The 13,734-nt window shown below is 66.9% G+C and carries 10 protein-coding genes; 6 read left to right on the top strand and 4 right to left on the bottom strand.

What is annotated here, in order from left to right:
* Window positions 1-2 precede the first annotated feature (2 nt).
* The 4 genes from NHH88_12210 (at window position 3) to dbpA (ending at window position 5,351) form a co-directional block, all read left to right on the top strand.
* Complete coding sequence (locus NHH88_12210) at window positions 3-1,607, top strand: ATP-binding protein (GenBank protein USX16494.1); 1,605 nt, start codon at window positions 3-5, stop codon at window positions 1,605-1,607.
* A gap of 192 nt (window positions 1,608-1,799) precedes the next feature.
* Window positions 1,800-3,461: an acid phosphatase gene (locus tag NHH88_12205; GenBank protein USX16493.1), complete on the top strand. Its 1,662-nt coding sequence runs from the start codon at window positions 1,800-1,802 to the stop codon at window positions 3,459-3,461.
* 127 nt (window positions 3,462-3,588) lie between these two features.
* Window positions 3,589-3,813, top strand: a complete 225-nt coding sequence (locus NHH88_12200; protein USX16492.1) for a hypothetical protein — start codon at window positions 3,589-3,591, stop codon at window positions 3,811-3,813.
* A 98-nt stretch (window positions 3,814-3,911) separates the two neighbouring features.
* Window positions 3,912-5,351, top strand: a complete 1,440-nt coding sequence (gene dbpA / locus NHH88_12195; protein ID USX16491.1) for an ATP-dependent RNA helicase DbpA — start codon at window positions 3,912-3,914, stop codon at window positions 5,349-5,351.
* 8 nt (window positions 5,352-5,359) lie between these two features.
* Here the strand turns inward: dbpA and NHH88_12190 are convergent, their stop codons facing one another.
* The 3 genes from NHH88_12190 to NHH88_12180 all read right to left on the bottom strand — a co-directional run bounded on the left by NHH88_12190 (window position 5,360) and on the right by NHH88_12180 (window position 10,209).
* Window positions 5,360-6,640, bottom strand: a complete 1,281-nt coding sequence (locus NHH88_12190) for a hypothetical protein (GenBank protein ID USX16490.1) — start codon at window positions 6,638-6,640, stop codon at window positions 5,360-5,362.
* 205 nt (window positions 6,641-6,845) lie between these two features.
* On the bottom strand, window positions 6,846-8,822 hold the full coding sequence (locus NHH88_12185) for a hypothetical protein (protein ID USX16489.1): 1,977 nt from the start codon (window positions 8,820-8,822) through the stop codon (window positions 6,846-6,848).
* Window positions 8,823-8,991: 169 nt separating this feature from the next.
* Window positions 8,992-10,209 (bottom strand): MFS transporter, encoded by a 1,218-nt coding sequence (locus NHH88_12180; GenBank protein USX16488.1) that lies wholly within the window; start codon window positions 10,207-10,209, stop codon window positions 8,992-8,994.
* Window positions 10,210-10,284: 75 nt separating this feature from the next.
* On the opposite strand from NHH88_12180, the gene NHH88_12175 reads away from it, so the two are divergent.
* Window positions 10,285-11,100, top strand: coding sequence for a helix-turn-helix transcriptional regulator (locus NHH88_12175; protein USX16487.1), 816 nt, complete (start codon window positions 10,285-10,287; stop codon window positions 11,098-11,100).
* Between the two features lie 59 nt (window positions 11,101-11,159).
* On the top strand, window positions 11,160-11,900 hold the full coding sequence (locus NHH88_12170; protein ID USX16486.1) for a hypothetical protein: 741 nt from the start codon (window positions 11,160-11,162) through the stop codon (window positions 11,898-11,900).
* 97 nt (window positions 11,901-11,997) lie between these two features.
* On the opposite strand, the gene NHH88_12165 is transcribed toward NHH88_12170, so the two are convergent.
* On the bottom strand, window positions 11,998-13,596 hold the full coding sequence (locus NHH88_12165) for an amidase (GenBank protein ID USX16485.1): 1,599 nt from the start codon (window positions 13,594-13,596) through the stop codon (window positions 11,998-12,000).
* Between the last annotated feature and the right edge of the window lie 138 nt (window positions 13,597-13,734).

Raw genomic sequence — 13,734 nt, 5'->3', positions numbered from 1 at the left:
CCATGCGCGAGCGCCGCAGCTCGGGCTGGGACCTGTGGGAGGACGCGCCATGCGGCCTGCTGATCGCCGCGCCCGACGGCACGCTGCTGCGCGCCAACGCCACCGTGTCGCGCTGGCTGGGCTATGCAGTGGCCGAGTTGATCGGCCACAAGCGCTTCCCCGACCTTATGCCGATGGGCGCCCGCGTGTTCCTGCAAACCCACTGGACGCCGCTGCTGCAAATGCAGGGCTCGGTGTCCGAGGTGCAGCTGGACCTGCTGCACAAGGACGGCCGGCGCATCCCGATGATGCTCAGCGCCATCCGGCGCGAACGCAACGGCGCGGTGCAGGATGAAATCGCGCTGTTGATGGCGGCCGACCGCAAGCTCTACGAGCGCGAGCTGCTGGCGGCGCGCGCCAAGGCCGAGGCGGCCACCAACGACCTGGAAATGGCGCAAACCCGCTTGCGGCAGGCGAACGACGCGATGGCCGCCGAGGACCGCCGCAAGGATGAATTCCTGGCGACGTTGGCGCACGAGCTGCGCAATCCATTGGCGCCGATGGCCAACGTCATCGCCACCATGGAGCTGCGCGGCGCCGATGCACCCCCGTCCGGGCGCGAGCTCGGGGTGCTGGCGCGCCAAGTCGCGCAAATGACCCGGCTGGTGGACGACCTGATGCATGTCTCGCGCATCAGCCAGGGCAAGATCGACCTGCGGCTGGAACAGGCCAACCTGGCGCAAACGCTCAAGTTCGCGGCCGAGGAAGCGATGCCGTCGATCCACGCTTCCGGGCAGTCGCTGCGCATCGACCTTCCGGCGTACCCTGTGTGGTGCAAAGTCGACCGGGCTCGGGTGACACAGATAGTGGCCAACCTCCTGAACAATGCGAGCAAATACAGCCACCGGGGCGCCTATATCGAACTGGTCGCGAAAGTATCCGACGGCAGCGCAGTGATCCAGGTGATCGACGACGGCATGGGCATCCCGCCGAACCAGCTCGACAACATTTTCGACATGTTCTCGCAGCTGACGCCGGCGCTCGACCGGGCCCAGGGCGGCTTGGGGATCGGCCTGTCGCTGGTGAAGGGGCTGGTCGCGCTGCACGGTGGCGAGGTCTCGGCGCACAGCGCCGGTGTCGGCCAGGGCAGCTGTTTCACGGTTTGGCTGCCCCTGATCGAGCCGCCGGCGGAGACGGTGGACGCGGTGTCCGACGCACCGGCGGCGGCACTCGCCGCCAGCAGCCAGGCCGCGAGCATCGTCATCGTCGACGACAACGTCGACGCCGCCGAGACGCTGGCGGCGGCGATGGAGATGCTGGGCTACAGGACGGTGGTCGCCAACAATGGGCGGCAGGCCTTGCACGCGATCGCCGAATCGCCTCCCCACGCCGCCATTCTGGACATCGGCCTGCCGGACATGAACGGCTATGATCTCGCGCGAAAAATCCGCAGCGAGCCATGGGGAAGCAAAATCGCACTGGTCGCCGCGACGGGCTGGGGCCAGGAAGCGGACAAGCAAGCCGCCAGGGACGCCGGCTTCGATCTGCACTTCACCAAGCCGCTCGATTTCATGAAACTCGACCAGCAGCTCAGGCCGCTAATGCCAAACGGCGGGGGGCAAGTCTGACATTCGGACACGTGGACCGTATTCCCGCCGAGGCCGTGTCCGAATGTCGGACCTGACCCCCGAGGTTTTTTTTTCCCGCCGAGGCCGTGTCCGAATGTCGGACCTGACCCCCGAGGTTTTTTTTACATTCCGACACATTCCTTTGCCGCTGTAAATGCCACAATCATGCTTTTTGGCAGCTCAGGAGACACAGTGAAAGATACGGACCCGGTCGAAACCCAAGCGCAGCAGGACGCACCCGCCAACCCGGCGCGCCGCCGCATCTTCCAGGCCGCCGCCGCGACCGGCCTGGTCACTTCCCTGCCCGTCCTGAGCGAGGCCGCGCCCGTCAAGCAGCCGGCCAAGGGCTCGCTCGACGCCAAGCTCAAGGCCAGCGTCAAGAACGTGGTGGTGATCTATCTGGAAAACCGCAGCTTCAACAACCTGTTCGCCAACTTCCCCGGCACCGCGGCGCCCTTGTCGGCGGCGCCGGCAGCCGCCTGCCAGCAGCGCGACCGCAACGGCGCCGTGCTGCCGGCGCTGCCCAAGATCTGGGGCGGCATGGTGCCCACGCCGCAGGATATCGGCGGTAAAAAATATGTGCTGAAGGAGGACGACGTCAAGGACCTGCCCAACGCGCCGTTCAAGCTGGCCGACGTGGAAGGCAAGCCGCTGCCGGAGGCGGTCATCACGCGCGACCTGTGGCACCTGTTCTACCAGAACCAGATGCAGATCAACGGCGGCAAGAACGACGGCTTCGCCGCCTGGGGCAACACCGGCGGCATGGTCATGGGCTACTACGGCGAGACGAACAAAAACCTCGGCCTGTGGAAGATCGCCGAGCAGTACACGCTGTGCGATAACTTCTTCATGGCGGCCTTCGGCGGCTCCTACCTGAACCACCAGTTCCTGATCACGGGCCGCACGCCGGAGTATTTCAACGCCCCGCAGACCGCCGCCAAGAAGAAGATCGCGGTGCTCGACGACGGCCCCACCGGCATGTGGCTGAGCGTGACCAAGGACAGCCCGGCGTCGGCGATGGACGGCATGCCGCTCTACGTCAACAACGGCGCCATCACGCCGGATGGCTACGCGGTCAATACCATGGCGCCGCCCTACCAGCCGAGCTACATCCGCCCCGCCCCCGGCGGCGACAAGCTGCTGGCCGATCCCGACGACGCCGGCACCCTGCCGCCGCAAACCTACGACACCATCGGCGACCTGCTGTCGGCCAAGAAGGTGAGCTGGGCGTGGTACGGCGGCGCGTGGCAGGCGGCGCTCGACGCGCGCGGCGGCGGCGAGAAGCCCAACTTCCAGTACCACCACCAGCCGTTCAACTACTTCCAGCAGTTCGCGCCCGGCACCGCCGCGCGCGCCGAACACCTGCGCGACGCCGGCATGGGCGACAGCCCGATCTCGAACAAATTCATCGCCGACGCCATCGCCGGCAAGCTGCCGGCCGTGACCTTCTATAAACCGCAGGGCAACCTCAATCTGCACGCCGGCTATTCCGACATCGAATCCGGCGACGCCCACATCGCCAACGTGATCGAGCACCTGAAAAAATCCCCGCAGTGGAAAGACATGGTCATCGTGATCACCTTCGACGAAAACGGCGGCTGGTGGGACCACGTGGCGCCGCCCAAGGGCGACCGCTGGGGCCCGGGTTCGCGCATCCCGGCCATCGTGGTCTCGCCGTTCGCCAAGAAGGGCCAGGTCGACCACAGCTTCTACGACACCACGTCGATCCTGCGCTTCATCACCCGCCTGCACGGCCTGCCGCTGCTGCAGGGGCTGAAGGTGCGCAACGAGGCCTTCGCGGCGCGCCAGGCGCCGCCGCCGGGCGACCTGACGGGGGCCTTGAGCTTCCGCTGAGATTCCCCTTGGGGCCGCGTGGGTATGCTACAATCGCGGTTATTACCTCACTGAGCCCGACTCCTGCAGCCGGGCTTTTGTTTTGAGCGGCGCATTTTCGATGGCGCCGTGGGCACGAGATTTTGAAATGAGAGATAAAAAAGATAACGCCACGTTCGACCTGCCCGGTTTCAGCCCGGCCGCGCCGCTCGAACCGGAAGCGAAGCGTCCACCGGCGCCACGCGCCAGGCGCGCGCAGCTCAAGCAGGAACAACTCGAACTGCTCGATCCGACCGACGCCAGCGGCTTGCCGGTCTGGGTCCGCGACGAGTCCCTGGACCTGACCGGACTGCCGGTATGGGCGCCAAACTAATCGTCACAGTAGTAACAAATCACCACCGCACACAGCATCAGGGCCGGAATGGAGCCTGTTAGACTGTGCTTACGTCCTTTTTGAACAGGCCTGACATTATGACCTCCCCCGACACCACCACGCCGGATGGCGACAGCACCGCCTTCGCCAGCCTGCCGCTGACCGCCGAATTCCTTGCCAACCTCGACTCGCTCGGCTACAAGTCGATGACGACCATCCAGGCGCAAAGCCTGCCGTCGGTGCTGGCCGGACGCGACCTGATCGCCCAGGCCAAGACCGGCAGCGGCAAGACCGCCGCCTTCGGCATCGGCATCCTGGCCAAACTGAACCCGGCCTGGTTCGCCGTGCAGGCGCTGGTGCTGTGCCCGACCCGCGAGCTGGCCGACCAGGTGGCCAACGAGTTGCGCCGCCTGGCGCGCAGCACCGGCAACGTCAAGGTGCTGGTGCTGACCGGCGGCTCGCCGATGCGCCCGCAAATCGCCTCGCTCGAACACGGCGCCCACATCGTCGTCGGCACCCCGGGCCGCGTGCGCGACCACCTGGGCCGCAATACGCTGGACCTGACCAAGGTCGAGACCCTGGTGCTCGACGAGGCCGACCGCATGACGGACATGGGCTTCTACGACGAAATCGCCGGCATCGTCAGCGCCTGTCCGAAGCGCCGCCAGACCCTGCTGTTCTCGGCCACCTACCCGGACGACATCCGCCGCGCCACCGATTCCTTCCTGGCCGATCCGGTCGAAGTGACGGTCGAGGCGCAGCACGACAACAGCAAGATCGAACAGCTGTTCTTCGAGATCGGCTTCGACCAGCGCACCGCCGCCGTCGGCAAGCTGCTGGGGCATTACAAGCCGGCGTCGTCGATCGCCTTCTGCAACACCAAGGTGCAGTGCCGCGAACTGGCCGACGACCTGCGCGCCAAGGGCTTCTCGGCGCTGGCCCTGTTCGGCGAGCTGGAACAGCGCGAACGCGACGAGATCCTGGTGCTGTTCTCCAACCGCAGCTGCTCGGTGCTGGTGGCAACCGACGTCGCCGCGCGCGGCCTCGACATCCCGAATCTGGAGGCCGTGATCAACGTCGACGTCTCCAAGGACACCGAGGTGCACATCCACCGCGTCGGCCGCACCGGCCGCGTCGGCGAAAAAGGCCTGGCGCTGTCGCTGTGCGCGCCCAACGAAAAGAAATGGGTCAAGCTGATCGAGGAATACCAGGGCTCGAAGGCCGAGTGGTTCGACCTCGACAGCCTGGACGGCGACGACTACGGCGTCGATCCGGCGCCGATGATGACCCTGGTGATCTCGGGCGGCAAGAAGGACAAGCTGCGTCCGGGCGACCTGCTGGGCGCCCTGACCGGCGACGCCGGCCTGAGCAAGGAACAAGTCGGCAAGATCAACGTGTTCGAGTTCCAGACCTACGTGGCGATCGACCGCCGCGTCGCCTACGAAGCGTTCGACCGCCTGAGCAAGAACAACCCGCTGGGCGGCGACTTCGGCGCCATCAAGGGCCGCAACTTCAAGATGCGCTTCATCGAGGCGTAAGCCGCCGGTTAGCGCGCCGGCGCCGGCAGACCGCGCGGCCGGTCGGCGCAGCACGGCTTGAGCAGCACCATCCCGGCGCTCGCTTCGGCCAGGATCGCGCCGCTGTCGGAAATCGATAACGCCGCGCCGACCACCAATCCGGCCGGCGCGTTGCGCAGCCGCGTGTTCAGATCGATCATGCCCTCTTGCGCGGTCCAGACGAATCCCCGATCCTGGTCCGACGCGTCGCGCGACCTGCCGACCACCTGCCCCTTGTTGTTGACGTCGAACGCGATGGACTGCGTGCCGCCCAGCGTGCCGAGATCGACCATGCCGGTGGAGCGCGTCCACGACATCGCATGCTGGCGCTCGTCGGGGAAGTTGATCAGGCCGGCGATGCGGCCATAGTCGTTCATCGCCGTCACAACCGATTCGCTGCCGCCGGCGGTGCCCAAATCCTGCATGCCGGTGGCCGCCGTCCACAGGAAGGCGTGGATGAACGCGGTGTCCCCGCCCAAATCAACATAGTTCCCGGCGACTTCCCCGCCGGCGCCGACCACGCCCGGGTATGAGTCGCCGGCTCCCAGCGTGTGGATGTCGACCATCCCCGTTTCACGCCGCCAGACGAACGCGTGGCGGTACGCCCCCGGCCGGTCCGACGCGCCGGCGATCACCCCGGCGTCGTTGATCGCGTAGCCGAACGAAACGCCTTCGATGCCGGTGCTGAACGCGCCGAGGTCCTCCATGCCGCCCTCGGCGCTCCAGCGGAACGCGTGCGGTGGCACGGGGCCGTTGGCCCAGGAAGTCCCCGTGACCACACCGTGGTTGTTGATGGCGGCGCCATCCGATTCGCTGTACCCCGGCAACGCGCCCAGATCGATCATGCCGCCGTCGACACTCCAGACAAAGGCGTGGTGGTTCTCGGGCGACAGGTAGGACCGGCCGGTGATCTGCCCGGCGTCGTTCAGCCCCTGCACCCACGTGGTCTGGCCGCCGAGCGTGCCGATGTCGTGGACCCGGATGCCGTCGTAGAAGAAGCCGCGGTGGCCTTCGGCGGTTTCCAGTCCGAAGGCCACCTGGTCCTTGGAATTGATGTCGGGAAGGCTGGTCAGAAGCGTCCCCGGGTGCAGCACGATTACCCGGTACAAGGCCGGCGCGGCGTCCGCAGTGGCCGATTCCGCGTCAACCTGCGGATCTTCGCGCGCCGTGGCCGCCACGCTGGCGCACAGCAGCGCCACCAGCAGCCACGAGAAAAAACGCGCGGCGCGTCGTGCCGGCTGTACAGCCGGGCTTGCGTTCAAGGATGACATGCTTTTTCTCCTGATGAGGATGAGAAAACCGGTCGCGGGCGGCGTTTTGGCGGCCGGCGCGACCGGACATGCCTTGAGTGTGGGGCGCGGGCTCGACGCAACCATGAACTGCGTCAGTTGAGCGCGTGAGACAGATCAATGCGGCGCGCCGATTGCTTTCAATGAAGTTTAGTCAGGAAAACTCTTCACAACATCGGCGCGCGCGTCACCTGATCCGGCCGGCCACCAGGGCGCCGGCTGGCGCGCCCGTCCGTCCAGCGGAACTGTCGTAGTCGATCACCTCGGCCTTGCTGCGGGCATCGGTATGCCAGATTTTCAAACTGAAACGCCCCTTCTCCGCCGCCGAGCCGGCCGTTGTGGACAAGGCGAATCGATAGTCGCCACGACCGTTGACCTTGCCGCGCCCTTCGAATTGCCCGGCAGCGCCGCCCGCCGCCACCGGCTTCATTTCATCGCTACGAAAACCCCACCCCGGCAGATGAAATTGCAGCGCTCCCTTGCCTGCGCTGGCGTCGGCGCCAACCGCAGGCGCGACGAAGCGGAAGCTTGCCTTGCCGGACTGGACAGGCGCCGTCTTGCGCGCGCCCTGCGGCGAGGCGATCGCGCCGCTGCCGCCGGCGACGCCGTCCGCAGGCGCGTACACGACGACCTGGCGGCTGACCGACACCGCGCGTCCGGCGCGGCTGACCAGCGTGGCAGTCACCGGATAGATCCCTGGCGCCGCATAGCGATGGCTGGCGCTGGCACTACCGGCGCCGCGCCCTTCGCGCACCGCGCCCTGCTGCTCGCCACTGCCATCGCCCCAGGACCAGCTGGCGCCGCGCATGCCCACCAAGTCTTCATCGGCATAATGGACGGAGGCGTCGAGCGGCGCGCCGACGGCGACCAGGTCGGCGGCCACCACAGGCCCCAGCGCGTGCGCGCCCTTGCCGCTGCGGACAGGCAGCAACAGCACCATGCCGGCGTTGGACTCGGCGACGATGACGCCGGCGTCGGAGATCGCCAGGCCGCTTTCCAGCACCAGTCCGGCGGGCGCGTTGCGCAGGCGGGCGTTCAACTCGACCATGCCGCCGGCGGCGGTCCAGGCGAACGGCTCGTACTTGCCGCCGGCGTTGCGCGCCCAGCCGACGATCGTTCCATGTTTATTGACGCCGAGGCCGCGCGAGCCGGTACCCAGTGGCGCGCCGTCGAGCGTGCCCAGGTCGATCATCCCGCCGCTCTCGGTCCATGCCATCGCGTGCTGGTCACCGCTGGCGAGATTGACGACGCCGGCGATGTTGGCGTTGGGACTCATCGCCAGCACAAACGATTCGACGCCGCCGGCCGTCCCCAGATCACGCATGCCGTTGGCGGCGCTCCACAGGAAGGCGTGGTTCAGGTCGGTGCCGGGAACGGCATAGTAGCCTGCGATCCGTCCGTCGCGGGCTACGGCCGCGGGCGCCGAGTAGCGGCTGCGGAAGCCGTCGATATCGATCATGCCGGTCGATTGCGTCCACGCGAACGCGTGCCTGTCCGACGACGTGGCGTCGGAGTTTCCCGCGATTAGGCCGGCATCGTTCAACGCCGTGGCGACCGAATAGCTTTCGCCACCGCCCGTGAACGCGCCCAGGCCGCGCATGCCTTCGGCGGCGCTCCAGCGGAACGCCAGCGGAGGCGTGAGCGGCACGCCGTCGGAATAACCGGCCACCACGCCGTGTTTGTTGATCGCGAACGCGGCCGATTCGGACGCCCCCGGCAGCACGCCGAGATCGGCCATGCCGGCGCCGGCGCTCCAGACAAACGCGCGGCTGGCGCCGCCCGAGGTGTCGGAGCGGCCGACCACCTGGCCGGCGTCGTTCAAGCCGGCGGTATTGGCCGTCGGGCCGCCCAGCGTGCCGATATCCCGAACGGCCTTGCCGTCGTAGAAAAAGCCGCGCGAGCCCTGTTCCGTGTGCAGCGAGAACGACACCTGGTCGCGCGCGTTAATGGCGGGCAGCTCGCTGATGTCTCCCGCGCCGAGGTTGACGACGCGGTAGAGCGTCGAGGCGGGATGGTCGCCGGCGACGGCCCGCGACTGGGCCCGCCCGGTGACGGTGGCGGTGGCCGCCGCCGCTATCACCACGCCGGCCAACAGGCGTGGCAGGATGACGTGGAGCCGTGTGGTTACCCGGCCCGCTGGCAATGCTGTTTTGATCGATGACATGTGCTGCTCCTTTAAACAATGAAGAACGACTCAGCCGTCGGCTTGATGCGTGACGGCGAAGGCGGACATTGAGTGTGGAGCGAGGAATCGACGCCGGCATGCGCGGCGTCAGTCGTGTGCATGATGCCGATCATGGACAGCGCGATAAAAACAACGTTGTTCCCCGCTGCTAACGGCGCTCCATATTCGGCAGGAACACGGTCAGCATGCCCAGCAACGGCAGATAGGAACACAGCTTGTAGACATAAGCGATGCCGGCGACGTCGGCGAGGTGGCCCATGGCGGCGGCGCCGATGCCGCTGACGCCGAACATCAAGCCGAAGAAGATGCCGGCGATCATGCCGACCTTGCCCGGCATGAGTTCCTGCGCGAACACCACGATGGCCGAGAACGCCGACGAGATGACGAAGCCGATCACCACGCTCAGGATCGCGGTCCACGGCAGGTCCACATACGGCAGCATCAAGGTGAACGGCGCGGCGCCCAGGATCGACATCCAGATCACCCGCTTGCGACCGATACGGTCGCCGATCGGGCCGCCCATGAAAGTGCCGGCCGCCACCGCCGCCAGGAACAGGAACAGATACATCTGCGCCGACGCCACCGACACGCCGAATTTATCGATCAGGTAGAACGTGTAGTAGCTGGTCAGGCTGGACATGTAGATGTACTTGGAAAAGACCAGCAGCGCCAGCACCGCCAGCGCGCCGACCACCCGGCCTTGGGACAACGGCGATAACGCCGGCGCGGCGGCCTTGCGCGGCATGCTCGCCAGGTGGTCGCGGTGCCAGCGGCTCACGCGCACCAGCACCGCGATCGCCACCACGACCAGCGCCGCGAACCAGGCGATATTGCCCTGTCCCCGGCCGACGATGATGCCGGCCGCCAGCAAAGGCCCCAGCGCCGAGCCGATGTTGCCGCCCACCTGGAACAGCGACTGCGCGAAGCCGAAGCGGCCGCCGGAGGCGAGGCGCGCCACGCGCGAAGCCTCGGGATGGAAGGTCGACGAGCCGACGCCGATCAGCGCCGCCGCCACCAGCAGCGCAGGAAAACTGGCGGCGACCGACATCAGCAGCACGCCAACCAGCGTCGCGCACATCCCCAGCGGCAGCAGGAACGGCATCGGCTTGCGGTCGGTGTACAGCCCGATCCACGGTTGCAGCAGCGAGGCGGTGCACTGGAAGACCAGGGTGATCAGCCCGACCTGCGTGAAGCTCAGGCCAAACTGCGCCTTGAGCATCGGATAAATCGACGGCAGCATGGCCTGCGTCAGGTCGTTGAGCAAATGGACCAGCGCGACGGCGCCGAGTATGCCCATGACGGTTGGGCCGTGCGGGCGGATGGCGGATGCCGGCGTTGGCGCTGCGGCGGTAGCGGTTGAAGTCATCGTAGTGCCTTGAATGTCGAGACTTACAGTGTATGATGGCCTCAACCACGATATATTCCATTTTTCGTCGACTAAGTGACAAACAAACTTCCCTCCCCTGCCCGCAGCAGCGACCATCGCGACTACCAGCGCGTGCCGCGCGTGGTCACCGCGATGGCGCGCGACGCCGGGCATGGCGTATCGGCCAAGCCGCACAGCCACGAACGCGCGCAACTGCTGTACGCCACCGAGGGCCTGATGCGCGTGCAGACCGAATCCGGCGTGTGGATACTGCCGCCGCGCCGCGCGCTGATGATACCGCCCGGCGTGGTGCACCACTGGACCTCGATCGGCAAGGTGACGATGCGGACCATCTACATCGAGGCCGGCGCGGCGACGGCGTTCGGCGAGGGCTGCCGGGTGATCGAAGTGAGCCCGCTGCTGCGCGAGCTGATACTGGCGTTGCTGGCGGAGCCGGTCGAATATCCGCAGCCCGGGCGCGGCGAGCATCTGGCGATGCTGATCCTGTCGGAGCTGGCGGCGGCCGAGACGGTGCCGGTGGCGATTCCGTGGCCGCGCGACCGCCGCCTGCTGGCGGTATGCTCGGCCATCATGGACGATCCGGGAAGCCCGCGCACCATCGAGGACTGGGCCGGCGATGTGGGCGCCAGCGCGCGCACGCTGATACGGCTATTTCCGAAGGAGACCGGCCTGCACTACCGCCAGTGGGTGCAGCAAGTGCACCTGGCCGAGGCCTTCGGCCGCCTGGCTCGGGGACAAGGCGTGGGCGAGATCGCGGCGGCGCTGGGCTACGCCAGCCCCAGCGCCTTCAGCGCCATGTTCCGCCGCATCCTCGGCAAAACGCCGCAGCACTACCTCACCGAATGGCGCGCCCCGCTGCAGTCGGCGTAAGGACATTAAAAGATGGATAATGCGCCACAAATAAGATTAGAGATTGAAAGGAAAGATCGATGCGAAAGTTAATCGCGGAGCTGCGCAGGCTTTATTTACCCGACGACCGCCGTCACGACGATGCGGAGCTGGAGGCGCATCTACGCGGCGAGCGGACGATCGGCGTCGATCTGACCAGCGGCGACGGCCTGGCGCGCGCGCTGGTGATCGAATTCCGCAAGCTGCCCGACGATGGCCATTGGCGCCAGTTGTGCGAGACGGCGAACGCGCTGCAAACGGAGCTGGGATTGCCCGCGCCGGCGGTGAGCGTGTCGGGCGGCGACAGCTACGGCCTGTGGCTGTCGCTGGAAACGCCGGTGCCGGCGGCGCGGCTGCGGCAACTGAAAGCCTTGCTGCACCAGGCCTACTTCGCGCAGCAGGACATCGATGTCGACAAATCGGTGGTCGAGCTGCCGCCATCCTTGCATCAATCCAGCGGCCTGTGGGCGGCGTTCATCAATCCGGGCATGGGAGCGTCATTCGCCGACGATCTGGGGCTGGACATGCAGCCACCCGTGGCCGCACAGACGGCGTTCCTGGAAGGTTTGCGCGGCATCACAGCAAAGGAGTTCGAGCATGCGCTTGAAGTGCTTGGAAACCGGCTTGGCGCCGACGCCGGAACCACATCGCCAGCGGTACCGGCGCCGGTAAAGGCCAGCGCCACGCTGGGCGGCCTGCTGCTCAAGGACGCCACCATCGAAGACATCGTGCGGCATCTGCAAGAACGAAATATCGAGCCGACCTTCCGCTTCCTCAAATAGCAGATCCAACCCGGCCAGCCTTCCCCGCCACGCATGCCATACCGCTTAAGGGTCGTACCCGTTGGGTACGACCCTGGTTGGCCGTGCGGGTTGCAACCTAGCGCACCGCCAGCGACACGCTGGGCGGGAACTGCGGCGCGCGCCGGTGCAAGGTGGCCTGCTCGTACGAGTAGGCCATGCGGATCAGCGCCGCGTCGCTGTAGGCCGCGCCGACGAACGACAGCCCGACCGGCAAGCCATGCACATAGCCCGCCGGCACGGTGATGTGCGGATAGCCCGCCACGGCCGCCGGCGACGAGAAGCTGCCGGTGAAATGATCGCCGTTGACGAAGTCCGTCAGCCATGCCGGGCCGCCGGTCGGCGCCACCAGCGCGTCCAACTGATGCTCGCGCATCACGCGGTCGATGCCCTCGGCCCGCGCGTAACGGTGGTTGTTGGCCAGCGCCTCGCGGTAGGCGGGCGTGTCCAACCCACCCTTCTGCTGCGCGCGCTCCATCTGCTCCTGGCCGAAGTACGGCAGCTCCTGCTGGCGGTGTTTCTGGTTGAAGGCGATGACGTCGGCCATGTTGGCCACCGACGCGTTGGGCGCGTACTCTTTCAGGTACGCGGCCAGGTCGGCCTTGAACTCGTACAGCATCACCTCGGTCTCGGTCTCGCCATACTTGTTCGCGTTCGGCACCTCGGTCTCGATCAGCACCGCGCCCTGCGCCCTCAGCTCGGCCAGCGCTTTTTCGATGACCGCGTCGACGTCGACGTTCTCGCCGAAGAAGTTGCGCGCCACGCCGATGCGCGCGCCTTTCAACCCGCCCGTCCGCAGCGCCTCCATGTAGTCGCCGCCCTTGCCCGCGCCTTCCTTGGTGATCGGGTCCTTAGGATCGACGCCGCTCATCGCCGCCAGCATCAGCGCGGCGTCGGCCACGCTGCGCGCCATCGGGCCGGCCGTGTCCTGCGAATGGGCGATCGGGATGATGCCGCTGCGGCTGACCAGTCCCAAGGTCGGCTTGATGCCCACCAGGCCGCAGATCGACGCCGGCGAGACGATCGAGCCGTCGGTCTCCGTGCCCACCGCCAGGGTGGCCAGGCCGGCGGCGATGGCCGCGCCCGAGCCGGAGCTCGAACCGCTGCAGTTGCGGTCGAGCGAATACGGATTCAATGTCAGTCCGCCGCGCGCGCTCCAGCCGCTGACCGAGTGCGTCGAGCGCATATTGGCCCACTCGCTCAAGTTGGTCTTGCCGATGATGACGGCGCCGGCCGCGCGCAGTTGCGCGGCAACGTGGGCGTCGCGCGCCGCCCGCACGTTGGATAGCGCCAGCGAGCCGGCCGTGGTGCTCATGCGGTCGCCGGTGGCGATATTGTCTTTTAACAGGACGGGGATGCCGTGCAGCGGTCCGCGCACGCGCTTCAGATGCCGCTCGCGGTCCATCTCGAGCGCGATCTTGAGCGCCTCCGGATTGATTTCTATGATGGCGTTGATGCGCGGGCCGGCCTTGTCGATGGTGCGGATGCGCGCCAGGTATTGGGACGTCAGCGCGTGCGAGGTCAGCTTGCCGGCCTCCATCATCTGCTGCTGCTCGCGAACGCCGGCGTCGAGAATGCCGCCGGCGGGTTTTCCGGCCGCCGCAGGCGCGGCCTGGGCCCGGGTGGCGCCGGCGGCGCCCGCCGCGACGCCGATTCGAACAAACTGCCTGCGATCCATACCGTCCCCGTGTGTGGTAGTGGTGGATGATCCAGCGATCATCAATACGCAAACTTTGTTGCGTCGCATTAATATATCAGCGTGTTGACACCCACACCACAAAAATTACTTCTATTTCAGCAATTAATTGCATTTGGC

Source organism: Oxalobacteraceae bacterium OTU3CAMAD1, from assembly GCA_024123915.1.
GTDB lineage: Bacteria > Pseudomonadota > Gammaproteobacteria > Burkholderiales > Burkholderiaceae_D > Rugamonas.
Note: the sequence above shows the minus strand (reverse complement) of the source record. Positions and strands in the feature narration are given on the sequence as shown.

What these genes read in the sequence shown, in the direction of transcription:
- NHH88_12190 (USX16490.1), bottom strand. Translation starts at nt 6,640, where the DNA reads ATGTCATCCTTGAACGCAAGCCCGGCTGTACAGCCGGCACGACGCGCC.
- NHH88_12165 (USX16485.1), bottom strand. Translation starts at nt 13,596, where the DNA reads ATGGATCGCAGGCAGTTTGTTCGAATCGGCGTCGCGGCGGGCGCCGCC.
- NHH88_12180 (USX16488.1), bottom strand. Translation starts at nt 10,209, where the DNA reads ATGACTTCAACCGCTACCGCCGCAGCGCCAACGCCGGCATCCGCCATC.
- NHH88_12210 (USX16494.1), top strand. Translation starts at nt 3, where the DNA reads ATGCGCGAGCGCCGCAGCTCGGGCTGGGACCTGTGGGAGGACGCGCCA.
- NHH88_12185 (USX16489.1), bottom strand. Translation starts at nt 8,822, where the DNA reads ATGTCATCGATCAAAACAGCATTGCCAGCGGGCCGGGTAACCACACGG.
- NHH88_12170 (USX16486.1), top strand. Translation starts at nt 11,160, where the DNA reads ATGCGAAAGTTAATCGCGGAGCTGCGCAGGCTTTATTTACCCGACGAC.
- NHH88_12200 (USX16492.1), top strand. Translation starts at nt 3,589, where the DNA reads ATGAGAGATAAAAAAGATAACGCCACGTTCGACCTGCCCGGTTTCAGC.
- dbpA (USX16491.1), top strand. Translation starts at nt 3,912, where the DNA reads ATGACCTCCCCCGACACCACCACGCCGGATGGCGACAGCACCGCCTTC.